This window comes from Exiguobacterium sp. s166 (assembly GCF_018618855.1).
In the GTDB taxonomy this organism is placed as follows: domain Bacteria; phylum Bacillota; class Bacilli; order Exiguobacteriales; family Exiguobacteriaceae; genus Exiguobacterium_A.
The window spans coordinates 538,798-563,949 of the sequence record NZ_JACSMU010000002.1; the positions used below are offsets into that span (position 1 = coordinate 538,798).

The 25,152-nt window shown below is 46.5% G+C and carries 26 protein-coding genes; 2 read left to right on the forward strand and 24 right to left on the reverse strand.

All coding sequences use genetic code 11. From position 1 onward, the window contains the following. Positions 1-22 precede the first annotated feature (22 nt). Both KNP93_RS07140 and holA read right to left on the reverse strand, forming a co-directional pair. On the reverse strand, positions 23-454 hold the full coding sequence (locus KNP93_RS07140) for a GNAT family N-acetyltransferase (RefSeq protein ID WP_214854130.1): 432 nt from the start codon (positions 452-454) through the stop codon (positions 23-25). A gap of 12 nt (positions 455-466) precedes the next feature. Beyond that, on the reverse strand, positions 467-1,468 hold the full coding sequence (gene holA, locus KNP93_RS07145; RefSeq protein ID WP_131503924.1) for a DNA polymerase III subunit delta: 1,002 nt from the start codon (positions 1,466-1,468) through the stop codon (positions 467-469). A gap of 102 nt (positions 1,469-1,570) precedes the next feature. Here holA and KNP93_RS07150 point away from each other — a divergent pair, with 102 nt between their 5' ends. Then, on the forward strand, positions 1,571-1,732 hold the full coding sequence (locus KNP93_RS07150) for a YqzM family protein (RefSeq protein WP_012369678.1): 162 nt from the start codon (positions 1,571-1,573) through the stop codon (positions 1,730-1,732). A gap of 35 nt (positions 1,733-1,767) precedes the next feature. Here KNP93_RS07150 and KNP93_RS07155 read toward each other — a convergent pair whose 3' ends face one another. From KNP93_RS07155 to KNP93_RS07225, 15 genes are all read right to left on the reverse strand, one after another. After that, a complete protein-coding gene (locus tag KNP93_RS07155) occupies positions 1,768-3,927 on the reverse strand; it encodes a DNA internalization-related competence protein ComEC/Rec2 (RefSeq protein ID WP_214854133.1) in 2,160 nt (719 codons plus the stop codon). Further along, the gene (locus KNP93_RS07160; RefSeq protein ID WP_131503922.1) at positions 3,927-4,544 is read right to left on the reverse strand and encodes a helix-hairpin-helix domain-containing protein; all 618 of its coding nucleotides are present in this window, start codon (positions 4,542-4,544) and stop codon (positions 3,927-3,929) included. The genes KNP93_RS07155 and KNP93_RS07160 overlap by 1 nt, the downstream gene beginning before the upstream one ends. A 189-nt stretch (positions 4,545-4,733) precedes the next feature. Then, positions 4,734-5,462 (reverse strand): class I SAM-dependent DNA methyltransferase, encoded by a 729-nt coding sequence (locus KNP93_RS07165; protein WP_131503921.1) that lies wholly within the window; start codon positions 5,460-5,462, stop codon positions 4,734-4,736. After that, complete coding sequence (gene rsfS, locus KNP93_RS07170; protein ID WP_131503920.1) at positions 5,462-5,809, reverse strand: ribosome silencing factor; 348 nt, start codon at positions 5,807-5,809, stop codon at positions 5,462-5,464. The genes KNP93_RS07165 and rsfS overlap by 1 nt, the downstream gene beginning before the upstream one ends. Then, complete coding sequence (yqeK, locus tag KNP93_RS07175) at positions 5,806-6,381, reverse strand: bis(5'-nucleosyl)-tetraphosphatase (symmetrical) YqeK (RefSeq protein WP_131503919.1); 576 nt, start codon at positions 6,379-6,381, stop codon at positions 5,806-5,808. The genes rsfS and yqeK overlap by 4 nt, the downstream gene beginning before the upstream one ends. Further along, on the reverse strand, positions 6,371-6,940 hold the full coding sequence (gene nadD, locus KNP93_RS07180; RefSeq protein ID WP_131503918.1) for a nicotinate-nucleotide adenylyltransferase: 570 nt from the start codon (positions 6,938-6,940) through the stop codon (positions 6,371-6,373). The genes yqeK and nadD overlap by 11 nt, the downstream gene beginning before the upstream one ends. Beyond that, entirely contained in the window at positions 6,937-7,230 is a 294-nt protein-coding gene (gene yhbY, locus KNP93_RS07185) for a ribosome assembly RNA-binding protein YhbY (protein WP_012369671.1), read from the reverse strand. Before yhbY ends, nadD begins: the two co-directional genes overlap by 4 nt. A 1-nt stretch (position 7,231) precedes the next feature. Further along, the gene (gene aroE / locus KNP93_RS07190) at positions 7,232-8,017 is read right to left on the reverse strand and encodes a shikimate dehydrogenase (protein ID WP_131973232.1); all 786 of its coding nucleotides are present in this window, start codon (positions 8,015-8,017) and stop codon (positions 7,232-7,234) included. Further along, positions 8,017-9,123: a ribosome biogenesis GTPase YqeH gene (gene yqeH, locus KNP93_RS07195; RefSeq protein WP_026829033.1), complete on the reverse strand. Its 1,107-nt coding sequence runs from the start codon at positions 9,121-9,123 to the stop codon at positions 8,017-8,019. The genes aroE and yqeH overlap by 1 nt, the downstream gene beginning before the upstream one ends. Before the next feature lie 140 nt (positions 9,124-9,263). Beyond that, complete coding sequence (locus KNP93_RS07200; protein ID WP_012369668.1) at positions 9,264-9,848, reverse strand: YqeG family HAD IIIA-type phosphatase; 585 nt, start codon at positions 9,846-9,848, stop codon at positions 9,264-9,266. Positions 9,849-9,999: 151 nt separating this feature from the next. After that, the gene (locus KNP93_RS07205; protein WP_012369667.1) at positions 10,000-11,349 is read right to left on the reverse strand and encodes an ArsB/NhaD family transporter; all 1,350 of its coding nucleotides are present in this window, start codon (positions 11,347-11,349) and stop codon (positions 10,000-10,002) included. Between the two features lie 56 nt (positions 11,350-11,405). Beyond that, positions 11,406-12,185, reverse strand: a complete 780-nt coding sequence (locus KNP93_RS07210; protein WP_131973234.1) for a phosphatidylserine decarboxylase — start codon at positions 12,183-12,185, stop codon at positions 11,406-11,408. Beyond that, positions 12,178-12,669: a thioredoxin family protein gene (locus KNP93_RS07215; RefSeq protein ID WP_131973235.1), complete on the reverse strand. Its 492-nt coding sequence runs from the start codon at positions 12,667-12,669 to the stop codon at positions 12,178-12,180. The genes KNP93_RS07210 and KNP93_RS07215 overlap by 8 nt, the downstream gene beginning before the upstream one ends. A 12-nt stretch (positions 12,670-12,681) precedes the next feature. Next, positions 12,682-13,815 carry a beta-aspartyl-peptidase gene (iadA, locus tag KNP93_RS07220; RefSeq protein WP_188005219.1) on the reverse strand — a complete coding sequence of 378 codons (1,134 nt, stop codon included), beginning with the start codon at positions 13,813-13,815 and terminating at the stop codon, positions 12,682-12,684. Positions 13,816-13,922: 107 nt separating this feature from the next. Beyond that, a complete protein-coding gene (locus tag KNP93_RS07225; protein WP_012369663.1) occupies positions 13,923-14,117 on the reverse strand; it encodes a YjzD family protein in 195 nt (64 codons plus the stop codon). 193 nt (positions 14,118-14,310) lie between these two features. Between KNP93_RS07225 and KNP93_RS07230 the strand changes: the two genes are divergently transcribed. Continuing rightward, positions 14,311-15,120 (forward strand): Cof-type HAD-IIB family hydrolase, encoded by an 810-nt coding sequence (locus tag KNP93_RS07230; RefSeq protein ID WP_214854136.1) that lies wholly within the window; start codon positions 14,311-14,313, stop codon positions 15,118-15,120. A gap of 77 nt (positions 15,121-15,197) precedes the next feature. Here the strand turns inward: KNP93_RS07230 and KNP93_RS07235 are convergent, their stop codons facing one another. The 7 genes from KNP93_RS07235 to KNP93_RS07265 all read right to left on the reverse strand — a co-directional run bounded on the left by KNP93_RS07235 (position 15,198) and on the right by KNP93_RS07265 (position 24,993). Further along, the gene (locus KNP93_RS07235) at positions 15,198-16,049 is read right to left on the reverse strand and encodes a YitT family protein (protein ID WP_012369661.1); all 852 of its coding nucleotides are present in this window, start codon (positions 16,047-16,049) and stop codon (positions 15,198-15,200) included. A 220-nt stretch (positions 16,050-16,269) separates the two neighbouring features. After that, positions 16,270-18,570 (reverse strand): glycoside hydrolase family 65 protein, encoded by a 2,301-nt coding sequence (locus KNP93_RS07240; RefSeq protein WP_214854138.1) that lies wholly within the window; start codon positions 18,568-18,570, stop codon positions 16,270-16,272. Between the two features lie 246 nt (positions 18,571-18,816). After that, on the reverse strand, positions 18,817-19,845 hold the full coding sequence (locus KNP93_RS07245) for a LacI family DNA-binding transcriptional regulator (protein WP_131973239.1): 1,029 nt from the start codon (positions 19,843-19,845) through the stop codon (positions 18,817-18,819). Between the two features lie 34 nt (positions 19,846-19,879). After that, on the reverse strand, positions 19,880-21,409 hold the full coding sequence (locus KNP93_RS07250) for an alpha-amylase family glycosyl hydrolase (RefSeq protein ID WP_131503912.1): 1,530 nt from the start codon (positions 21,407-21,409) through the stop codon (positions 19,880-19,882). 23 nt (positions 21,410-21,432) lie between these two features. Further along, entirely contained in the window at positions 21,433-22,266 is an 834-nt protein-coding gene (locus KNP93_RS07255) for a sugar ABC transporter permease (protein ID WP_012369657.1), read from the reverse strand. Then, positions 22,266-23,618 carry a carbohydrate ABC transporter permease gene (locus tag KNP93_RS07260; RefSeq protein ID WP_131503911.1) on the reverse strand — a complete coding sequence of 451 codons (1,353 nt, stop codon included), beginning with the start codon at positions 23,616-23,618 and terminating at the stop codon, positions 22,266-22,268. The genes KNP93_RS07255 and KNP93_RS07260 overlap by 1 nt, the downstream gene beginning before the upstream one ends. 115 nt (positions 23,619-23,733) lie before the next feature. Continuing rightward, on the reverse strand, positions 23,734-24,993 hold the full coding sequence (locus tag KNP93_RS07265; RefSeq protein WP_026829045.1) for an extracellular solute-binding protein: 1,260 nt from the start codon (positions 24,991-24,993) through the stop codon (positions 23,734-23,736). Positions 24,994-25,152: the final 159 nt, after the last annotated feature.

Sequence of the window (25,152 nt, forward strand, 5' to 3'; positions counted from 1 at the left end):
AGTCAGCCTTTTTTCTTTTTTCTCAGAAACGATCTACCATGACATGATGCGGACCGATTCCTTCAATTTCGAATGACTCACTTGCAACTGCCAAACCCAATCGTTCGTAAAAAGGAACGGCATTGAGTCGGGCGTTACACCACCAACCGTCTGCACCTTTTGCTTTCAGTTGATTTCGTGCCTCTTCTAACAATGCTTTTCCATATCCTTCTCCACGGACAGCAGGACTCGATGCCATTCCGCGTAATTGATAGGTCAATTCCGGATACGCCTCATGAGGACGATTGGAGAAAGTACCGATAGCTACAATCCTTCCGTCTTTGACGGCTCCTAAATGAAAAGTGGATTCGAGATCATCGTCCGGATAGACACACATTTCAATCGGCTGGTTGGGACGTAATACTTCTTTTCGAAGTGGAATGACCTCTGTTGCTGAAATGATTCGAATCTCCATCTGCTCTGCCTCCTATAATGTAGCGAGCCGGACAATCAGGGCGTCAAACAATATCCGTTTGTCACCTCGGCCCGTCTTCATACCCTCGTCTGTCGTCGTGATTGCGACCAATGCCTGTTCGAGCTGCGCGAACGTAAACCGTTTACCAGCCTGTAGGGCGAGTTTGATCGCATATGGATGCGCCCCGACTTTGGACGCGATTTGCCGTTCCCCGTACCCTTGTTCCGCCAGACGTTTGGACAACAACATCATCCGGTACTGTCGTGCCATCAGTCCAAGTAACGCCAACACTTCCTGTCCCTGCTTTTCGAGATCGCGAATCAATCGAATCGCCGGTTCAAGTTGACGTTTCATCAGATAATCCGTCAGTTGGAACACATTATCCTCTAACGTCCGCGGCACCAGTAAATTAACATCTTCCAGTTCAATCGTCGGATGATCTCCGGCATAAAGCATGAGTTTATCCAGTTCACGTGTCAGTGTCGCCCACATCTCACCCGTCAGGAAAATCAATCGTTCGATGGCAGGCCGTTCCATCCGGTACCCTTTGTCATTGACCGCATCCATCACGAAACGAAACAGTTCTTCCGTCGTCGGTTTTTTTGCTTCGAGTACGACAGCCCGGTCTTTTAACCGTTTGACAATCGTTTTTCGCTCATCCAGTTTTTCCGCCTCAACAATCAAAACGACAACTGCATAATCCGCAGGTTGGACGATGTATTCAGTCAACCGCTCCACGTTATGTGTTTTCTTGTCTTTTGCACCTGTCAAAAAAGTAGCCGGTTTAGCGATGACGACACGGTAATCACTTAAAAAAGGGACCGTTTCCGCTTCATCGAGTACCGCATCGAGCGGTTGATCGTTTAAATCAATCTTCATGTAATCAAAGCGTTCGCCGTCCGGCAATGCGGCTTTGACGATTTCACGTTCCCATTCTTCCAAAAGATGTCGTTCCGTTCCATATAATAAATAAAGGTTCGCCAGTTTTCCGTTGACAAGCCAAGGTGTTTTCATCTTCCCCACCACATTTCACAGTTTGTTCTTAACTTCATCATAGATAATCCTCTTTTATTCCGCTATACTAGAAGCGGAATCTATTTTTAGGGGGAATGCAGCATGGCACATTCAGTACGTCCACCAAGTGAGAATGCGTTTGAAAACGATATTCAGTCAAAACGTAATGACGCGCTTGACTCAGCGGTCGGTTTTGGCGCATCGTTCGGCTTTTTCGCAGTCTTGTTCATCATTGGCGTTGTCATTAAATTCTTAAGCCTATAATCAGTAAAACAGCAACCTTGGGGGGTTGCTGTTTTTTATTTTAGCATAGGTTCACAGCCTGTTGCAGAACAAGTTATCATTCCCGATTGATCGGTCCGCATGACATTCCGATTCCTTGTCCGCTCCAATACTTCTGCATGAGGGTGACCATACCGGTTATTTCGTCCTGCCGAAATGATGATCAGTTCCGGATCCGTTTTCTGCAAAAGCTGTTCTCCAGTTGACGTTTTTGAACCGTGATGCCCCGCTTTTAAAATGTCGACTTTGGGGACGGACCATGTTTCCTCTTGATTGATACTCGCATCTCCCGTCAATAAGACACGTTTCCCGGCAACGTCAGCAAGTAACACGACCGACCGGTCATTTTCTTCTTCCTCGCTCGCTGCAGGAGCCAATACCTTGAGCCAGGGACGAATCCGTTGTCCTGAACGAATGTATTCAATGCGTGTTCCTGTCGCTTCAATCTGTTCGATCAACGCGTGGCGTTTCGCATCTTGATTGTCGAACTGACCCATATAAATCGTATCGACTTGAATTTTTCGCAAAACCCCTAGCAATCCGCCGATATGATCATGGTCTGCATGCGTGATGACCAGCCCTTCAATCCGCGTTTCTCCCCGCGTATGTAAAAACGGGGCTACGATTTGCCCTCCTGGATCAAACGGACGCAACGGGGGACGAAGTGATAAGGAAAACGTTCCCCCTGTATCAATGACAAACGTTTCTCCTGCTTTTTCGATGATGGTGCTGTCTCCCTGTCCGACGTCAAGAAAGGTGATTCGTTCCGGCGTTTGCTGATCCATATAAAGGCTCGCTGCGAGCAGCCCGACCAGCGGGACAAGATGACCGAACCATTTGCGCTCAGCCAACCACCAGCCTGTGAGGACCACTCCTGCCATAATCAGAAACACAGGAAGCGAAAACAGATGAACCGCAACGGTTGGAACGGGGAGTTTCTCCGCCCAAGTCAATGCTTGATCCAAAAAAGAAGTAGCCTTACCATGCAGACCAATCAGATTATCAGACGACGGAATCAGCACAGTTGCACTGACAAGGAAAGACAGCGGTAGAATCACCCATTCAATCCATCCCCCGATAATCAAATTCAACAGCGGGGACCAAAAGGAAACTTCTGTCTGTTGCGCCAATTGCAGGACTAGACTTGTCATGATTTGCGCCCAAAAGCTAATCAGCAACCAGTTCCAGGGACGTTTGATCGTTTCCCACATCTTGCGGGACAGTAATAAAAAGATCGTCAATCCGACGGTCAGTTGAAATCCGACATCGTACAGATACGTATACGAGACTGCCAATTGAAATGCCCCGATTGTACCGATGACCACCAAGGGATCCGGTCGCCGATTGATCCGGTGACAGAACAGCAGTACCATGGCGACACACACTGCACGTGTGACTGGAGCACTCCACTCCGTCAACCATCCGTACAACGGCAGGGTCATTAATAGAAATTCAAATCTCCGCTCCCGCGTCAACCGCAGTTTTTTTAAAAGCCATAACATCGTCACAATCAAAAAGGCGATATGTGAACCGGAAATAACAATCGCATGGAGCAAACCGAACTTTTTGAAACGTTCCATCGTCGTCTGATCCATCAAACGATCTTCCCCTAATACTAAGGCTTCCACGTACAAGGCTTGTTTGATCGGAAGTTGCTCAATCCGCGTCATCCACTGCTGACGAATACGGCGTCCATTCGCCCCAAGTCCCGGTGTCTCAGTACATTTCCCCCACGTTACGACCTCATACTTCCCTCGTAACTGTTCGATTCGCATCCAACGGACTTCATCAAATCCGCCCAGATTCACTCGAGGCAATACCGGCCGTTCCTCCAACTCGACTTCACACCGTTGCCCGATTCGCTCATAGTCACGGTCTGTTTTTTCATCCAACGTGGCTGCGACAACGATTTGCTGATTTTCGGATTCGGCGAAATAACGGATTCTGTCGCCATTCTGCTTCGCGTCCAGAATATCGATGACCTGAATCGGCGCAGCCAGCTGTTCTGTCGTCATACTCATTAAAAATACAATCGTCAGTCCAACGAGCGACAAAACAGAGTACTTCGACATCGACCAGGATTTCAGTACAAGAATCATCGAACAGACCGCAACCAGCCACAGGGATTCTTTTAAGGCGATGAGTCCGATCATAAAAAATAAAGGCAACAGCGGCATCAGTAGACGATGAGATAAGCTTTCAGATTTTCCAACGTCTTCGGTCCAAATCCTTTCACATCGCCCAGATTCTCATATGTTGCAAAGCCGCCTTTTTCTTCCCGGTATTGTAAAATCGCACTGGCCTTCGCAGGACCGATTCCCGGTACTTCCAACAGTTGTTCTTCCGTCGCTGCATTTAAATCAACTAATCCTTTTGGCACTTCCGCTTGTTCAGACGTTTCGGGTACTGCCTTCTTGGATGTCTTAACCTGTTTCTTAGTCGGAACAATCACTTCCTGACCATCAATTAAACGTGCTGCGAGATTAAGTTGTTTGATATCCGCTTCTGCCGTCACTTCTGCACGTTTAATGGCATCTTGAACGCGATCACCGAGTCGAAAACTGTATGGACCGGGCCGTTTGACCGCCCCTTTGATATCAACCATGATTTTTTTCTGGACGAGCGTCTGATCCGCCGAACGGTCTTCTGCCTGTGCTTCCTGTTCTCGTTCAACGACTGCCGGTTTTTCAACCAATGCCTCGTTCGAACATGAAGGCAGCGGAACAAATAAGACAACGAGCAGTAAGAGAACAACCGCAATCGTTGCTACTTGCTGTAAACGTGGAATCGTCATCCATATCCCTCCTGTCTCATCGACTGTATCAATCTTTCCGTCGCTTCTGAACAGGACTATTCTTTATTATCCGGTGACATGCCCCTCTTTTCGTTTCATTTAGTTTTCCTTGCTTCAACCAATTGCCTTGCTAACCTAAAACAACATAAAAAAACCATCAACATGAGATCCGTTGATGGTTAGAGACGTTTATATTTTTTCAGCAACGAAAAAAATACGTTCGGCTGTTTCAGTCGGTGCATCGGATGTAAAATCACCGGTTACGGCACATACACGAAAACCTGCTTCGCGCAACCAGGTAATGTATTGTTCAGGCGGATACGTCCGTTGATGATGTGTCTCGTCGACACGATCGTACCGGCCGTCCTCGCCTTCAATAAAGAAGGTCAGTTCATGGACAACCGATAACGGTTCTTCACCGGGATCCGCGAACCAGATATACGAACTTTGCTCAGCATGGGTCGCGTACGTTTTCCCGTTAAATAATGTCTCCATTTTATAAGGGGAATGAACATCAAACAACAACTTTCCACCGTTCGTCAACAAACGTACTGCACTGTCGAATGTCTGTTTGACATCTGCTTCCGTCTGCAAGTAATTCAAGGAATCACATAAAATCGTTATCGCATCCACCGGTTCCGGCAATTCCAGTTCCCGCATGTCCTGTACCCAAAAATCAATGTGCCGATTGGTCTCCATTGCTTTTTCTTGAGCAATTTCAAGCATCTCTTCCGATAAATCGACGCCGGTGACTTCATAATGGTCAGCCAGTAACAAGGTTGCCGTTCCGGTCCCGCAACCGATATCTGCGATTCTTTTGCCGGGCTCGACCTGTTCAAGTACCCACGCGACCCATTCAGGATACGGGACATCTTGCATTAGTTCGTCATAGACATACGCAAACTGTTCGTACGCCATTAGTCGATCTCGACTTCGACTTTAGGAGCATCTGCCCATAGTTTCTCAAGGTTGTAATAATCACGGTCATCACGGTGGAAGACATGTACGACGACGCTCTCAAGATCCGCGAGGACCCAGCGCGCTGCATCCATTCCTTCTAGTCGTTTGATTGGTAATTCGTTTTTGTGGGCGACTTCTTTCACTTCACGCGCGATGGCTTGAACTTGTTTTTCCGAGTTCCCTTCACAAATCACGAAGTAATCCGCGATCGGCGAAATACTCGACATGTCGAGTACGACGATGTCCTCGGCACGTTTATCATCAATTGCATTTACGATTAATTTTAATTCTTGTTCGACTGTCATAGGACGGTCCCCTTTCGTTTTTCCGGAACGAACGCATTATACGTCTCAATCGTCAACGGAAAAATCACTGTTTGTTTTTTGCATAAAAATGAAATCGTCTGGACAAGTGTCGCAATGACAGCTTGCGTCAAATCTTCCTGCGCAATCTGCCGAAGCTGTTCGACACCCGGATACTGACGATTCGGCTCAATCGCATCTGCGACAAAAATGATTTGATCGAGCAACGGCATATCCGGAGCGCCCGTCGTATGATGAGCAATTGCTTGATAAATCTCCATGTCCTCGATGCCGAGTTCTCGCTTGACGAGTTCTGCCCCGACCGGTGCATGCAACAATTCTTCATCATAATTGAGTAATTCATCCAGTCCAAGTTCCACTGCTACACGCTGCATCTCGGACACATTCCGATATTTCGCATAATCGTGCAACATGGCTGCCAAAGCAGCTTTATCTTCCTGAACCCCGTATTGTCGTGCCATTTGAATGGCGGTCTCGACTACGCCGAGTGTATGGATGTAGCGTTTTTCGGGCAACGTTTCCTTAATGATTCGTTTCGCTTCTTCAAGTCGCATAGAGGTTCCACTCCTCGATTAATTGTCGGACCGGTTCCGGAACAAGATAACGGATGCTGCGTCCTCTCGCCATCCGTTGACGGATGTCAGTCGAAGAGACTTCAAGCAACGGCATGTCGACTGCCGTGACACGCGCGCCTTCCGGAATCAAATAACGACTTCCCGGACGTGCAACTGCCCCGAATTCGATTTCCTTATACAATTCTTCCGACCGGTGCCATGTCCCTAAACTGACTAATGAATCCGCACCGATCAGGAAAAAGAATGCATGCTCGGGATAACGTCTCTTCAGTTCCCGGATTGTATCAAACGTGTACGATTTCGTTTCCCGTTCGAACTCAATCTCGGAGACTGAAAAATCCTGATTGTCCCGGACGGCTTCTCGGACAAGTTGCAGCCGTTTCGCCGCACTCGTCACGGTCGATTGTTTGTGCGGCGGCAGTTTTGCCGGCAAAAACCAGACCGCATCCAGTTGAAGTTGCTCTTTCGCTTGTTCGGCAATCAGCAGATGACCGATATGGGGTGGATCAAATGTTCCGCCCATCAAACCGATCTTCATCGTGGTAATTGAAGCGTCTTATTCTCTTTCGATTCCTTGTAGAGAACGATGACTTTTCCGATGACTTGAACGAGTTCGGCATTTGTTCCGTCAACGAGCTCAGCCGCGACATCTTTCGGAGCGTCAGCACAGTTTTGAAGAACTTGAACTTTCAAGAGTTCACGTTTTTCAAGTGCATCCATCAAATCTGCACACATCGCTTCACCAACACCGTTTTTTCCGACTTGGAAAATCGGGCTTAAGTCGTGAGCCGTCGCGCGTAAATACCGTTTTTGTTTACCTGTTAACATATTATGATTCCTCCAATTGCTTTCTAATCACCTGCTCGCCGAGTGCGAGATCAGGTTTATGACCGGTGAAGCGTTCAAACGCTTCAGCCGCTTGTAGTACAAACATTAAAACACCATCTAGTGTATCAAGCCCGTTTGCGGTCGCTTCCCGCAAAAGACGGGTCGGGGTCGGTCGATAAATAATATCACAAATCAAAGCCGTCGTCGCTGTCAATTCGATCGGCGTCTGATCAATCGCGGGCGCCATTCCGACAGAAGTCGTATTGATGATGACATCATACGGCATCAAATCCAGTGTGCTCGACCAAGGAACAGCAGATTGCCCGAATTCAGCAGCCACCTGTTCAGCCGTCTGATTCGTCCGGTTCATGACAGTAACATGACCGGGAAGCATTGGAATGATGCCGCGGGCCGCTCCGCCTGCTCCAATCACTAAACTGTTTTTCGCATTCGTTCGTGTCGCAAGGGCGCGGGCAAATCCGGTTCCGTCCGTATTGGCACCGACCAGTTCCTCCCCGTCCCAATAGACGGTATTGACGGCACCGGCGCGTACTGCTGCCGGCTCCAGACGATCAAGAAAAGGAATGATCGCCGACTTATGCGGAATCGTCACATTGATTCCATCAAACTGCCGTTTTCTTACCTTCTGAACGAACGCTTCCAATCCGTTCACTTCGACATCTACCGTGGTATAACAACCGAAAAGCCCAGCCGCCTTCAGCCATGTTTCATGCAACATGGGTGAAAGCGAATGGGCAATCGGATGACCGATGACAGCAAATTGCATCAGACAAGCGCCTCACGTAATGAGACAGCAACACCTTTTGGTGCGTAGGCAGCAACTCGTCCGCCTTTTCCGTGAACTGCCACCCAACCGAGTCCACTGAAAACGATATCCGTTTTCATGTTGTCGCGTAGACTGAACTCGTGTCGAACGAGCGGCGGAAGCATCTCAAGCGTCTTCTCATTCGGCGGTGATAACAATTCTCCGTTATGATTCGCATACAGATCGTCTGCTTTATCGAGCTTCGTCCGGTGTACTTTCAAGTCATTTGACATATAGATGACGAATGACCGTTTGTTGCCTTCCATGTAGTCAAGACGAGCCAGACCACCGAAGAACAATGTTTGTTGTGGATGAATTTGGAACACTTGCGGCTTGATTTCTTTTTTCGGCGTAATCAACTTCAAGTCTCTTGCATCCACGTAATGTGCCATTTGGTGATGATTGATGATTCCTGGTGTATCGTACAGATTACAGTTATCGTCCAACGGAATATCAATTAAATCAAGTGTCGTTCCCGGGAAGTGACTGACTGTGATGACCGCCTCTTCTTCTTCCCCGAATCGTTTAATGACTTGGTTAATCAATGTCGACTTACCGACGTTCGTACAGCCGACGACGTAAACGTCGCGTCCTTTGCGGTAATAATCGATTTTCTCTGCCAGTTCATCCACACCGTGTCCTTTTTTCGCACTGATCAGATGCACGTCGACTGGACGTAAGCCCAGCTCTTTTGATGTTTGGCGCATCCAGTTCATTAAGCGATTCGGATTAAGTGATTTTGGTAGCAAGTCGGCTTTGTTTCCGACGAGCAAAACATCATTTTTTCCGACGAAACGGTGTAATCCGGGTAACCAACTTCCATTAAAATCAAAGATATCAACAATTTTAACGACTAATGCATCTTTTTGACCGATTCCATCTAAGATTTTGACAAAATCATCGTCCGTTAATGCGACGTCTTGAATTTGGTTGTAATGCTTCAGTTTAAAACAACGTTGGCAAATGACCATTTCCCGGTCAAGTGCAGATTTAGGCGCATAACCAGGTGCTTTCGGATCCTCTGTTTGGATCGCGACACCACAGCCTGCGCAATTGATTTCTTCCATGTGTGTGTTGAGCCGCATCGGGACTTTCCCTTCTCTATTCAACGTAGCGCCCTGCACGCCACTCCAAGAGCGTAACTTCCGACCTTTTGCCGTACATGTTGCGACTGCTGCCTATCCTTTCATCTACCGGTATGACAGGGTCATTGCTGCTTATCTTGACGAAGGGTCTCAATCGGGTGTTTTAACACTGCCGGATCTTCTTTGACACGTTGCGTCAATTTGTAGATCCCTTTGCGTTTCATCCGACGGAAAATCAACCGTTCCATCAAGCGATTAAATTTTGTGACGACACCGTCTGTCTTGACGACGGGTTGAACGTGAATTACTTCGATACCTACTGAATTTGCGCCTAACACATCTGTAAACAATTGATCTCCCAGGAAGACAACTTCCTTCGCGTGATAACCAAATTCCGTCAACGCACGTTTGAAACCAATCGGTAAAGGTTTACGGGCCGGTGCAATATAATGTAAGCCAAGTGGATCCGCAAATTTCTTGACTCGATCGCCGTTATTATTCGAGACGATGATGACGTCAAATCCGTATTGGTTATTCACCATATCGAGCCATGACACCAATTCGTCTGGAGCATCGGCAATATTCCAAGCAACAAGTGTATTATCAAGATCCGTCAAAATTGCTTTGACACCGTTTCGTTTTAACATCTCTAAGTCGATATCATAAATCGACGCCACAAAATGTTTTGGATAAAGTCGTTTAAACAAGAATAAAACCTCCAGATAATGGTCTAGCTCTATAGTTAAGTTTAAGAAACAGTTATGTTCTTATCGTTCGATTATAGCACAATCCATTTGATAGAGCGACGACCAAAAGAAAACGAAAGAGTACATGTCTCTTCCGTTTCAAAAATTTTCTTCAATAATAGCGGATCCATAAATAAAGTTGCGAAATAATCAGCGTTACGATGGTGATCGGAGCCCCGTAAAGTAAGAATCTTCCGTAGGTGAACTTCTCCCCTTGCCGCGTAGCTAATCCCGCGACAATCACATTGGCTGACGCGCCAATCAATGTTCCGTTCCCTCCAAGACATGCTCCGAGCGACAAGGACCACCATAAGACGTCGACTTGTTGACTGTCGGGTGACAATCCAATTCCTGTCGCCACATCATTGATCAATGGAATCATCGTCGCGACGAACGGAATATTATCAATCGTCGCACTGGCAATGCCGGATAACCAAAGAACAGCGGTTGCTGTCGTCTGGATGTCTCCCCCTGTCAACGTGATTGTTTTTTCTGCCAAGAAACGGATGACGCCCACTTCCTGAATTCCGCCGACTAAGATAAACAGTCCCGCGAAGAAAAAGATTGTCGTCCACTCTACCCGGGCGAATACTTCCTCCAATTGGTGGTTGTTTTCAATCGTCAGCAGCATTAAGATAGTCGCTCCTAGGATTGCGATGGCAGGTGCTTCCAAATGAAGACCGATTCGACTCAGTAACGGATGAATGACGAACAATGCAATCGTACTTACCAGGACGATACTGCTGCGCGTGACTAATTTACGGCTGACGATGTAGCTGTTTTCGTCAATCTCCATCAATTTTTGTTGGTCTTCCGGTTCCACGTGTAAGTGTTTGCGGAAAATCATATACAAAATACCGATTGTCACGATTGTAATCAGCACAATCACAGGTGCGAGGTTCAATAAGAAGGCATTGAACGTCAAATGCGGATTAGCGGCTCCAATCATGATGTTCGGAGGGTCACCGATCAATGTGGCCGTTCCACCGATGTTGGCAAACAGGACTTCCGCCAGTAAAAATGGAAACGGCTTGATTTTTAAGACCTTCGTAATCGAAAACGTAATTGGAACAATCAACAGGACCGTCGTGACATTGTCTAAAAAGGCAGATCCGAGTGCCGTCAATCCGGATAGTAAAATCAAGATTTTTACCGGATCTCCCTTTGTTTTTTTAGCCGCCCGAATGGCAATGTATTCAAACAATCCGGACTGATTGGCAATCGTCACTAAAATCATCATCCCGATCAATAAGACGATTGTTCCCCATTCAACGTATTCAAACAAGGCAGATTCCAACCGGACGATGCCGAATATCACCATTGCTAATGCACCTAACAGGGCGACAATTGCCCGACTAATTTTTTCACTGATGATAAATGCATAGGTCACTAAAAAAATGAATAAGGCCCCGTAAATTTGAAGCGACGAACCCGATGCTCCCGTAAACATTAAAACCTGCATGATAGCTTCCTCCTAAGCATGACGAAACGCTCCCTTCGTAACGGGAGCGTCTCCATTCATGAATTCCAATAACCGATGCGTTGCCCCATCAAAACCGGACCTTTGATGTCCGTTTCTAATGTGATGGCATCTTTCGGGCAAATCAAGACGACTGTTGAGCCGAATGAAAAATAGCCGAACTCATCGCCCCGTCTGACTTCTCGGTTTTGATTCGTTTGGACGATGGTGTTCACGTTCAAGGCACCGACCATGACATGTTCAAGTGCGTGTTCCCCATGTGTGATACGTGTGACCCGACGGTAATTCCGCGTCAAAGGTCGTTTCCCATAGGAAAGACCGAGATCGTTGACCGGTGCCGAATCACGGCCGAGCGTGTAACTGGTCCGGATTGTCCCATCAACCGGTACATGAACACGATGATAATTTTGCGGACTGAGGTAAAAAATCAATACCCGTCCTCCGATGTAGTGATCGGCTTCGTGATGCGAACCGAGCAACTCGGAAACTGAATACGTCTGTCCTTTGACGGTAAAACGACTTTCTTCCGTCAAATCCTCGACAACGGATAAAACGCCATCACACGGGCTGACGACAGCCTGTTCTGACCCGTCAATCGGACGAACCGTTTCTTTTAAGTTTCGAACGAACAATTCATGTAACGACTTATACGATTCAAGCGGCTGATTGGCCTCATGCATTTGTAAATCATACATCTTAACGAACGGTTGAATCAGCGGTCGACTGACCGGACTCATCGCAAAGCGACGCAGTTGTTTCGCGACGGTTGGATGACCGTTCAGTTCAAACAGTTGCGTAAAGAACCATTTTTTAATCATTTAAATCACCTGACGACTCTTCTTCAGAATTTTTAACGGCTTTACCTGCGAAAAATTCTTTATAGGCGTCTTCTGTCTGCTCACCGGATACCCGGCTGACTTCTTTCCCATCTTTGAAATGAACGACAGTTGGCGTCCCTTCGATGGCAAACGTATCCCAAGCCGACTGTTCAACTGCCAGATCAATTTGTTCAAATGGAATGTCCTGTTTCTCACCGAGTGGCACTAAATACGGTTTTACTTTCTCACAGTGTACGCATCCCGTCTGATAAAAATACGTGTAAAATTCATCGCCGGACTTCAGCTTATCCGCCACTTGACCGGCCGTTAAATTACCGTTTTTCGATGCAGAATCCTCTCGATCCGTAAACAGTAACATCGTCGCCCCGATTAAGACGATCAGCGCGATCACACCAGCTGTAATCCAGTTGGCTTTCGATTGCGGTTTTTTTGTTGGTTTTACACGGTTAGATTTCTTTGACACAGTATCCCTCCGTCATTTTGGCAACAGCCATTTTTTCTGAATCATTATAGCACGCCCTTCTGCAAGAATCGTATCGATTTGCAAAGCGTCATCAATCAGTAACAGATCAGCACGCTCGCCTTCCTGGATGAGTCCTCCGGAAATGCCATATGCTTCTGCGACGTTTGATGTAACAGTTTGGATCGCGTCCTTTAACTGCACGCCATGTTTCACCGCATCACGGACCGCATCCAAAATCGATGTCGGCTTTCCGGTCTCAAGACGAAGCAGTTTCCCGCTTTCATCAAAGGCGGGTAAGCTGGCCCCGGCGTCACTCGACATCGTAATCTGACGTAACGGGATACCGGCAGCAAGAGCACGCTGTAGTGCCTGACCTGCTGGTATCTCCCCTTCTTCAATGAACGTTTCCGTCGTACAGGTCGTAAAATCAATCCGTCCGCCTTGTTTCGCCCAACGTAAACCGGCGTCAAATATCCGTTCGCTGCGGTTGATATGGGTCGGTAAAAATTGTGTAATCGGAATATCGGTCGTTTCGACCACTTCGTTGAGCAGGTCAAGCGCATGTTTTCCGTCCCCGATATGAACATTCATCGTCCCCCGGACCCCCTTTAAAAGACCGGCAATCCGTGCTTGCGAAGCAAGTCGTGCCACCTCAGGAACAGTCGGATGTGTCGAACGATGGTCGTTGATGGCAATCTCACCAATCCCGATGACTTCGTTAATCAACAGGATATCTTCCGCAATTGACTGCGTAATCGAAACCGGAGGGACCGCGTAACTGCCTGACAAGAGGAAGGAACGGATACCTTGACTCATATAGCCGCGCATGTGCGCAAGCAGATCGATTCCAGTCCGCGTCCATCCATCTGTTCCCAGTAATCCAACGACAGTCGTGACGCCGGCTTCCAGAAAATCAGTTGCCAAAAGTGGCAGCGTCCGTGTCGAAAAACCACCTTCCCCGCCTCCGCCGATCGGATGAACATGTCCATCGAGTAATCCTGGGACCAATTGTTTGCCTGATCCGTCAATCGTCTGCGTAATCAGCCGTTCGTCCATTGTATAGGAACCGATTGCGAGAATCTTTCCCCCACCAACCCATACATCCGTTACTCCCCCGGCTAGGGTCACATTTTTAAGTACAATCATCACTTGCCTCCTAAACTTTGAACTACTCGTCACTAAAGTCACGAGTGTTCTCAGCTAAATCATAAAAAGCGAGCCTATCGTCCGAATGACGATATCTCGCTTTTACCTTATTCTGCCTTTGTCCCTTGACCAAGACCAAGATCTTCGTTGACTGCATCAAGTGCGAAGACGACAAGTGAAGTCACGACTGACATAGCTGTCGCGAATCCGAAGTTATACGTGACTGCATCGACCGCTGATACGATGAACACAGCTGTGTTCACGAGTAAGAACGACCAGAAGAATGTAACGAGAAAACGCATTCTTCCCCCTCCATTTCTTAACTTACTTTTTAATGTCCTACGTTTCGTAGTATATCATTTTTTAGGACCATAGACAGCTTTTCTCCGATTTTTTTAAACGCTTTCCTGAATTCAAAAAGCAGGCAATTTCAGATATTTTTCAGCCGATTATGCTACAGTAAGCGTAATGAATCCAGAGTGGAGTGAGTATCCTATGCAACGTCATCTGATTGCCGTCGATTTGGACGGGACATTATTACGCGACGACAAAACCATCAGTCAGGCCAACTTACATGCGTTAAGAACTGCACGCGACAACGGTCATGAAATCGTCATCGCGACAGGGCGTCCTTTCCGGCACGCCAAACGCTATTACGACGAACTCGGATTGACGACACCGATCGTCAATTTTAACGGCGGACTTGTTCACCATCCGCAAGACCGTCATTTTGAAGTCAGCCATCATCCGATTCCGCTGAAAACTGTTCAGCACATCTTGGAATCGGTAGCGGACTCGAAAACACAAAATATCGTCTGCGAAGTGACGGATCATGTTTACTTCCAGAACGATCCGACCGGTATTTATGAATTCTACACGGATCATGCCTTATCCGTGACGACAGGTGATTTACGGAAGGTCTTGCAACATGAACCGACATCCCTGCTGATTCATGCGAAAGGCGAACATGTCCAGGAAATCCGGTCCGAACTTTCGAGCATTCATGCCGAAACGGTCTTAAACCGCCAGTGGGTCAAACCGGAATATATGGTCGAGGTCATGCGAAAAGGTACGAGTAAAGCCATAGGTTTACAACAAGTCTCGCGTCATCTCGGGATTGAACAAAAACAGATCATTGCTTTTGGTGATGAAGAAAATGACTTGGAAATGCTCGAGTATGTCGGGCATGGCGTCGCGATGGGCAATGCCATCGGCGCGTTAAAACTGGTTGCTAACGGCAAAACGAAGTCGAACCAGGAAGACGGGATTGCCTACTACCTGAAACATGTCCTCGGTCTGATTTGATGTCATTAAACAAAGCCGGCTTCTCTGTCCATCAGACAGAAAAGCCGGCTTTGTTGTTGTGCCCCCCTAATTTTCAATCATCCTTTGCGGAAGTATCCGACTACAGAATCTGTCGCAACGACGTTGATGAACACCGTTTCGTCTGCATCGCGGCAAATGCGCTCGATATCGCGCAACTCGTGCCGTTCGATGACCATCATCAGCGTCGACTTCTCAGCCCGTGAATACGTACCGATTGCCGGCATCTGGGTGATGCCTCGAATGATGTGTTGGTGAAGTGCCGTCGTAATATCGTCGGCATGATTCGTAATGATGAAAATCGTCAACCGTTGATTGCTTGTATGGATTTCATCGACGACTTTTGAAGTGACATAAATGAATACAATCGTGTACAGTGCCGTTGACCAACCAAACAACGCTCCAGCGAGGATTGCAATCAGGAAGTTCAACACAAACAGGTATAATCCGACGCTACGGTCAGAGAAACGCGCGAAAATCAACGCAACGATATCAAAACCACCCGTCGATGCCCCGAATTTAATCGTAATCCCCGTTCCGATCGCCAGCAAGACACCACCGAACACGGCATTGAGTGTCTGATCACCCGGAATGACAGCATACTGAGGAATAAGTCCGATAAAAATCGTTGTCGCCAAAACGGAAATCAATGTAATGATGGTAAAACTGCGTCCGAGCATAATCCATGCCAAAACAATCAAGGGCAAGTTCAAGACTAAAAACCAGACGTTTTCCCCAAAAGCAAACGCCGTTCCTTGCAAGACCTGCGTTAAAATTTGGGCCAGTCCTGTAAATCCTGTCGAGTAAACACCACTTGGAATCAAGAACCAGTTCATCGCTACTGCGATGACGAACCCGCCAATCGAGGCGACAATCACTTTTAACATACTTTCCTTTACAACCGCTGTCACACCTTGTTCTCCTCTCATTCGTAAACTATCTTGGAACACTTTAGCACATAACAATTGTGTCCGGATAGTCAAGATGAAGAAAGAATTATATTTCTTTTTTTGATAACGTTCTCATTTTCAGAAGTTGAACACTTTCTTCTTCAAATGAAAAAGGCGGCAGATATGAAATCTGCCACCCTGATTCATATAAAACTTACGGTTTTGTCTTTTCTCGATTTTATCAGACGGTCATGGAAGCCGGGATTGTAACCGCACCTTCTGCCGGGACTTCAACTGTTTCGCCATGAAGCTGTAACGTGAATGCTCCACCCACATTTTGTTCGATACACACTTCTGTCTGTTTGACCTGAACCAAGATATGATGTCCGCGCCATTGCATCCGGAACGAATAACTGGTCCAGCCCTTCGGCAACATCGGTTTGAAGGACAGCGTTCCCTGCTCGACACGAAGTCCGGCAAACCCGTGAACGATCGACATCCACGATCCGACCATCGATGTGATATGGAGACCATCTTCTGTATCATTGTTGTAATTATCAAGGTCAAGCCGTGCGGAACGCTGATAAAGTTCCATGGCTTTTTCTTCATAACCGACTTCTGCCGCGATGATGGAATAGATACACGGTGAAAGGGATGACTCATGAACCGTCCGCGGTTCATAAAAATCAAAGTTTTTCTTCTTCTCTTCGATTGAGAAACGATCTGTCAGGAAATAGAGTCCTTGCAGGACATCGGCCTGTTTGATGAAGACAGAACGCAAGACACGGTCCCATGACCAATTTTGATTTAAAGGAAGATGTTTTGGATCAAGATCCGCGACCATAATCTGTTCTTTATCCATAAAACCGTCTTGCTGCATGAACACATCCGGAACGGAATCGTCTTTCGGATAATACATTTTCTGATCAATATCGGCCCAGTGAGCTAATTCTTCATCCGTAATAGCCAATTGATGAATCAATTCTTCCAGACGTGCCGGTTCCTCTTGCTCAAGATGACGGTAGACGGTCTGCGCGTACTCAAGACACCAGGCAGCCATCAAGTTCGTATACCAGTTGTTATTGACGTTATTTTCGTACTCATTCGGTCCTGTGACACCAAGAATCATATAGACATCTTTATGCGGGACATAATTGACGCGACTCGCCCAATAACGTGCGATTTCAACAAGTACTTCAAATCCGTATTGCCCGAGGTAGGATGTATCTCCTGTGTAGTTCGTATAGTTATAGATTGCATGGGCAATCGCACCATTCCGGTGGATTTCTTCATGCGTGATTTCCCACTCATTGTGGCACTCTTCCCCGTTCATTGTCACCATCGGGTATAACGCACCCTTCATGCCAACATTCTTATCCGCATTTTCTTTCGCTTGCGGCAATTGGTTATGACGATACTTCAATAAGTTCCAAGCCACGTCAGGCTTCGATGTCGCAAGATAGAAGTTCAGGCAGTATGCTTCTGTGTCCCAATAGGTCGCGCCACCGTATTTTTCCCCGGTAAATCCTTTTGGTCCAATGTTCAGGCGGGAATCTTCGCCTGTATATGTTTGGAACATATGGAAGATGTTAAAACGAATCCCCTGTTGCGCTTCAACATCGCCTTCGATCTTCACATCCGCTTCTTCCCAGTGCTTCAACCAGGCCGCTTCATGCGCTGCAAGCACTCCATCAAATCCGGTTTCAAACGCGTCGTTAACACGTTTCATCGCCTGCGCCAATAAGTCTTCAATTTCATAATCACGATTCGTCACGAGTGCTACTAATTTTTCAGTTGTCACCGCTTCGCCTGCCGGTACCTGTTTCGTGAAACGATTCGCGACATACTGTAATGTACTTTCAAGCACTTCACATCTCGCACCCTCGACATCGGTAATCATGGCCGCTGTGACGTGCCAATCCAGTTTCTTCGTTTTAGAAGTAACATAGGCAAATCGTTCTTCCGCTCCGTGCTCTACAGGAAGCCAGAATTTCTCATCATAGTTGGAGTCTTCGTTTTCGACGTCAGCGTCCAGGTATGATTCGATGACCACTTCCGCATCAAAGTTGACGGGTGTGACTGTATATCGAAGTGCAGCCAGTTCTTTATCGACGATCGAGAAGAAACGTTTTGATTCAATTTTTGTTTCCTCCACACCATTTCTGATCAGCATCGTCCGTGTCAGAACTCCATGCTGCATATCGAGTTCCCGTTTGAAGTCGACAACTTCCCACTCGTTCAGATCGACATTTTTTCCATTGATCGAAACACGAAGTCCCATGATGTTCACCGCATTCAAAACTTTTGCGAAATATTCCGGATACCCGTTTTTCCACCAGCCGACCCGTGTTTTATCTGGGTAGTAGACACCGGCGACGTACATCCCTTGATGCGTGTCTCCCGAGTAATCTTCTTCAAAGTTTCCGCGCATTCCCATATGGCCGTTCCCAATCGCCGTCATCGATTCAGCAAGGCGGTTATCCTCCGGATGAAAACCCTGCTCCGTAATTTTCCACTCATTAATATCAAACAATCGTTTCATTATAAGTCGCTCCTTTATTATTAATCACATAGATGCTCAAGCACCTTTTTTGTAAGCGTTTTTATTTTCTCTACATTCTTTATTCTACACATAATCATCGTTAATGCAATCGTTTGCACGAAAATAAAAATCTTTTTCGATTCGCACGGTCATTTCGTGTTCCTGATTGGTTTACGGTTCTTTTTTCTTCAAAAGAAAACACCACTTTTCCTGAACGGAAAAGTGGTGTTTCAGGATGGTATTCAATTATTTTACCGTGCCGCCACAAGATTGACGCACAACTAAATAATGAGGAACAATGACACGTTTGCCATAGGGTGTCGCCTCTTCGTTCATTTGTTCAATCAGACAGTTCGTTGCTTCAAATCCTAAACCGAAGATGTTGATTTCAACCGACGTCAACGGCGGACTGGAAAACTCCGCGATGAATAAATTGTTGAAACTGACGACGGCCATTTGATCAGGCACACTGATTTCCATCTCATTCAGCGTACTCATGACACCAAGCGCCATCATGTCATCACTGACGACGACAGCCGTCGGCGGGTGTTCCAGCGACATCAACCGTTTGACGGCGTCCGCTCCTCCGGTCGTCATGAATGGTGCACTGACGATATAAGATTCATGGATAGGTAGTCCCTCTTCCATTAAAGCTGTCTTATACCCACCGACCCGTTCTTGCGTGACCGCTAAATCCTGCGATCCTCCGACAAACGCGATGCATTCGTGTCCGAGTTGATGTAAATACTTCGTGACTTCTCGTCCTGCAAGATAGTTGTCCGTATCAACGTATGTGACATGTGAGGAATCACTAAATGGTTTCCCGACAACGACGAACGGAAACTTCGAATCTTGTAAAAATTGAACGACCTTGTCGTCTGTTCGGGAATACAAGACAATGACGCCATCCACTCGACGACCCTGAACCATCGAGACAACGCCTTCGTAAACTTCTTCTTCCGAAACCCCCGTCGTCATATATAAGGAATAACCGTTTTGATGTGCTTTCGTACTAATGCCGCGAATCACTTCCGAGAAAAATGGATTTTGCAGTGTTTTCGTTGCCGCACTCGGCATGACAAGACCGATCGCTTGAGTCGTTCGATTGGCAAGACTCCGGGCATGGACGTTCGGATAGTAGCCTAACTCTTCCATTGCCTGGCGGACACGTTCTTTTGTTTTTTGACTGATGCGCGGACTGTTGGCAATTACACGCGAGACCGTTGATGGTGCAACGTTCGCTTCTCTTGCGACATCCTTGATTGTTACTTGCATCCCTTTCACCTCATCATTTCCCTACAAATGTATTTTAGTGTGTTTCCTTTGTCCGATTGATCCGTCGTCGATGGACGAATAAAATGATTAAGGCAAGGATTGGAGCGATTGATCCAATCGCAACGAGCGAGACCCAGTTGACCTGTGAACGTTCCACGACATAGCCGTTCGCGCTGCCTGCATCGAGCGTCACTTCATAGGCATCTCCGTCTTGACGTACCACGTCAGAGAACAATAATCCCCGAAGGCGTTGATCGTCACCGATTTCTGCTGCTTTCACACGCAACGTCGTTTTCTTTTCCCCTAAATTGATGGCATATAAGACAGACTGATCTTTAGTTTTTCGTTCGAAGACGGCCATATGATCGGTTTTAGCCACCAGCCGTTGTTTCCCTGTTTCGAAAGCCGGATAGTTATTACGCATCTTATTTAACGTCTGTACATATTCCTGCATCTTATCGTTTTTATCGAATTCCATCATCATTCGATTTCCCGGATCTTCTCCACCAGGCATCGCGATCTCTGTCCCTTGATAGACGATCGGCATACCGGGTGCTGCATACAAGGCGAACAACGCTAAACGCAGTTGCCGTTCCTCATCAGCGGCTCCGCCAATCTTGGCTTCCGTAATGAAGCGTTTTAAATCATGATTATCAATAAAGTTCGCTAATGATATCGCTTTCGGATTAAACGTAGTATCTCGATTATAAACTGAATCGAGCTCTTCCGCTGAACCATTTTTGCGGGCGAACTGATCCTTGATCCCGTAGTAAAACGGGAAGTTCGTCACGGAATCAAATCCTAATTTAGAATAGGTCGCAATCTTACGCGGATCGCCGTCAAATACTTCTCCGAGTAAAAAGAGATCCGGATGTTCTTTTTTGACGGCCGGGATGAAGGTTTTCCAAAAATCCGATGGCACATGACGAACTGTATCGAGTCGGTAACCGTCGATTCCGGTCTCATCCACCCAGTAGTTCGCGACATTAATCAAGTACTTCACGACTTCTTTATTTTCTGTATTAAAGTCCGGTAAATCAAACAGCCAATTGTTCTCGACTTCCGCTTGATTGTTCCAGTTCATGATCGTCTGTTCTTCATGGAACCAGTCCGGTTTTTCTTTTACGAGCGGATGGTTCGGACCTAAATGGTTGACGACTAAATCGAGCACGACTTTAAGGTCACGTTTATGTGCTTCTTTGACCAGTGCTTTAAATTCTTCTTTTGTTCCGAAGTGCGGATCGATTTCGTAATAATCGTCCGTCCAATACCCATGATAACCATTTGGTCGGTTCTTAAAGATTGGTGTCAGCCAAATCGATGTGAACCCTTCATCCTTGATGTAATCCAAACGTTTCGTGACACCCGCCAGGTCACCGCCCTGAAAAGCTTTCGGATCGTTTGGATCGGCCTCTAAATCATTGCTTTTGTCACCGTTCTCAAACCGGTCGACCATAATGAAATACATTCGTTCTTTTTCCCATCCTGCAGCTTCGCTTGTCTGTGGAAATATTCCGATAGACAAGAGAAGCGGCAAGAGGAGAAGCATCACGCCTCGTCTCATGCCGCTGATTCCCCCTTGATTGATTAACCTTTCGTTCCACCTGCCGTCAATCCAGACACGAAGAAACGCTGGAAAGCGAAGAACAGAAGAACGATTGGTACTGCTGATAATACAGCACCTGCCGCAAACAATGTGAAGTTGTTGTCGAATTGCTCTGAAACCATGTTGTACAGTCCAACAGCTAACGTTTGTTTTTCCGGCGAACGGAGAACAAGTGACGCCAGGATGAAATCGTTGAACGGTGCCATGAAGTTGAACAACGCAATAACAGCAACCATTGGTTTTGCAAGTGGAAGAATGATTTGCCAGAAAATCCGTAGATGTCCTGCTCCATCCATCCGCGCTGCTTCATCCAGTTCTTTTGGTATTGTATCAAAATATCCTTTTGCAAGATACGTGTTCATTGGAATCGCTCCCCCTGCATACAGAAGAATCAATGCCAAGTGCGTATCAAACAATTGCAACATGTTCAACAGGACGTAAATCGCGATAATGGCAACGAATTGCGGCACCATCTGCAGCACGAGGAACAAAATCAGTGAATTTTTACGGCCGACGAACCGGTACCGTGAAAAAATGTAACCCGTCAACGTAATCAATGCCACTGAGACAACCATCGTAATGACAGCGATTTTGATGGTGTTCAAATACCACATCCCGTAATCCGTTTGTGTCGCATCAAATAAATCAAAGTAATGGATTAATGTCGGATTGCTTGGGAAGATGTCCGAGGTGATGCTTTTCCCCGGGTTGAGCGATGTGCCGACAACCCATAAGAGTGGATACACGATAATTATTGAGGCGATCGTCAAAATGAGGTATGACAACGCCATGTTGATTCGGTTTTGTTTTCTCATTAGATCATATCCTCATCTTTGAATGATTTTGAACGTTTAAACTGAATGACGGCAATCGTCATGATGAAGAACGACAGCACAAGTGTAATCGCTGCGGCAAATCCGTATTGCGGATTCGAACCAAGCGAGAGTTTGTAAATCCAGGAGATCAGGATATCCGTTCCGCCGGCCGATTGACCCGGAACAGCCGGTCCCCCGTTGTTAAAGAGATAGATGATATTGAAGTTGTTGAAGTTAAACGTATATTGCGTGATCAAGATTGGTGCTGTTGCAAACAGGATCATCGGTAGTGTGATCAGGCGGAATTTTTCACCTGAAGTCGCACCGTCAATCGTTGCTGCTTCGTACAAATCTTCTGGAATCGACTGCAGAATCCCTGTCGTCAATGTCATGATGTACGGGAAACCGAGCCACCACTGAATTCCGATCAAAGCAAGCTTGGTATATGTCGGATCCGTCATCCACTCGACACCGCTGTCAAGGCCGATGGCAGGAAGCAATGTCGTATTAAAGACACCAAACGTCTCATTGAACATCGAACGGAAAATCAAAATCGTGATGAATGCCGGTACAGCCCATGACAGGATTAAAATCGAACGGAAGAAACGTTTTCCTTTTAATCCTTTTTGATTTAACAAGACCGCAAGACCAATTCCAATCGCAATGACACCGGTTGTCGAAGCAACTGTCCAGACGAGCGTCCATCCCAAGACACTGACGAACGTGTCACGGAAGATATCGACCGTAAAGATGTTCAGGAAGTTTTGAATCCCGATCCAGTCGACAAGCTTTGCAGGCGGTGAGTTGTTGAACTTATAGTTCGTAAAGGCAATCAAAAACGTGAAAATCAACGGTAAGACGACCGTGAAGACGAGGAGAACCAACGATGGAATCAGCATCGCGTACGGGAATCCATTGTCCCGGAAGTTCCGCAGCTGCATTTTCAAAGAAGGTACTTCTAATTCCAAATCACGAAGTTTACCGATTCGATACGCATCGATAAAGTTCCAGACGTAAATGGCGATACCAAACACAAGCAGAATCAATGCAATGATTCCCTCGACCATCAAGAAGATCGAGTGATCCCCCCTTACGCCTGGTACCTCACCGAGTGTAATCAATCCCCAGATCGCTCCACGATCTCCGGGACCGTTCCCGGCACCTTTAAAAAACAGCTCGAAATTTACTAAAAAATATGACAGAACGACGATAAAGAATGTCGCACCTTTTAAAAATTGTTTATTGTACAGTTGCCCCATCCCTGGAACGATCGATATCGCTGCTGCAATCGTCCGGTGATTCGTTTTTGGCTTTGGTGTTTTCGTCGGTTGTGGTGTCGCAATGGCCGCCATCGTCTGTTCTCCTTTCCAAAGGTCATGTCTGACCTCAGGCTTCTCTTCCAACCATAAAGATAAGGGGGAATCCAAGATCCCCCTTTCTTTAATTCTGTGTCAGTGATTCAGTTGATTATTGATTGTTTGCTTCGATTTGTTGCTTGATTTGTTTTACAGCGTCATCAGCTGATTTTTGTGCGTCTTGTTTGTTTGTAGCAACGAGTTGAAGTGCTGCTGCCATCGGCTCCCAAACTTGACCCATCTCAGCGATGTTCGGCATTGGTACACCGTCTTTAGACTGTGCGAAGACAGCTGCTGCCACTTCGTTATCTTTGATTGTTGCATCTTCTTGAAGTGAAGTGACCGGTGGGATTTCATTGTATTTCTCAAACATCGCTTTCGCGTTTTCTTCGCCAGTCAGTGACGCAAGGAACTTTTCTGCCCATTCTTGATTTTCAGAGTAAGCTGAAACAGCATACGTCTTAACACCTACGAATGTTTTGATTGCTTCCCCGTTTGGAAGTTTTGGAAGTGCTGAAGCACCTAAGTTGATGCCTTTTTCTTTATAACTTGCGACTGCCCATGGTCCGTTCATGACTGCGACTGCTTTCTTGTCGCCAAACAATTGGTCCATTGCTTGACCACCGCCACCGCCGATTAAACCTTTCGGGAAGAGACCTTCTTTGTACCATTTACCGATGTAGTCCATTCCTTCAACTGCACCCTTGTTGTTAAGACCGATGTCAGCAGGATCAAGTTTTCCACCGTTTTCTTTGAAGACGTATCCGCCGTATCCACCGATTGGACCGTGTGCGAAGTAGAAGTTATCCCAAAGTGCGAGGAAACCGTATTTACCGTCTTTTTTCTGTTCTGTTGAGATTTTGTATAAGTCGTCCATTGAAGCAGGTGCTTCTTTTAACTCATCTTTGTTGAAAAGAAGGATTGGTGTTTCGACTGCTTTAGGATATCCGTAAACTTTACCGTCAAATGTAACAGCTGATTTCGCTGTATCGATGAAAGGTTCGAGTGCTTTTTCACCGTCTTTGAGTTCAGCAATCAACCCTTGGTCAACGACTGTTCCGATTTGGTCATGTGGAAGAAGAATGATGTCCGGACCTTTTCCTGCAGGACCATCAAGAGCGACTTTCTTTTGTTGATCCGTCATTTTAACTTCTTTGACTTCAACTTTGACGCCTTCTTTTTCTTCAAATGCTTTAGCAGCGGCTTTCGTTGTTTCCGCTTTTTCTGTATCTTCCCAAATCACGATTTTCGTTGGTTTTTTACCGCCTTCTGAACTTGTATCAGAAGAACCTGAATCCGTTCCGCCGCCACATGCTGCAAGAGCACCGATTGCCATGACAGATACTGAAAGACCTGCTACTAATTTTTTGATTTCCATGTTCGAAAATTCCTCCCCAAGTTAACGTACGAATGATAAGTTCTGATGCACAACGTTTGCATAAAGGCACAACCATTTTCTCATGATAACAACCATTTTCTCATGATAACAACCGAGTGGTTGTAAGCGTTTTATGAAAACGTTTGCATCACC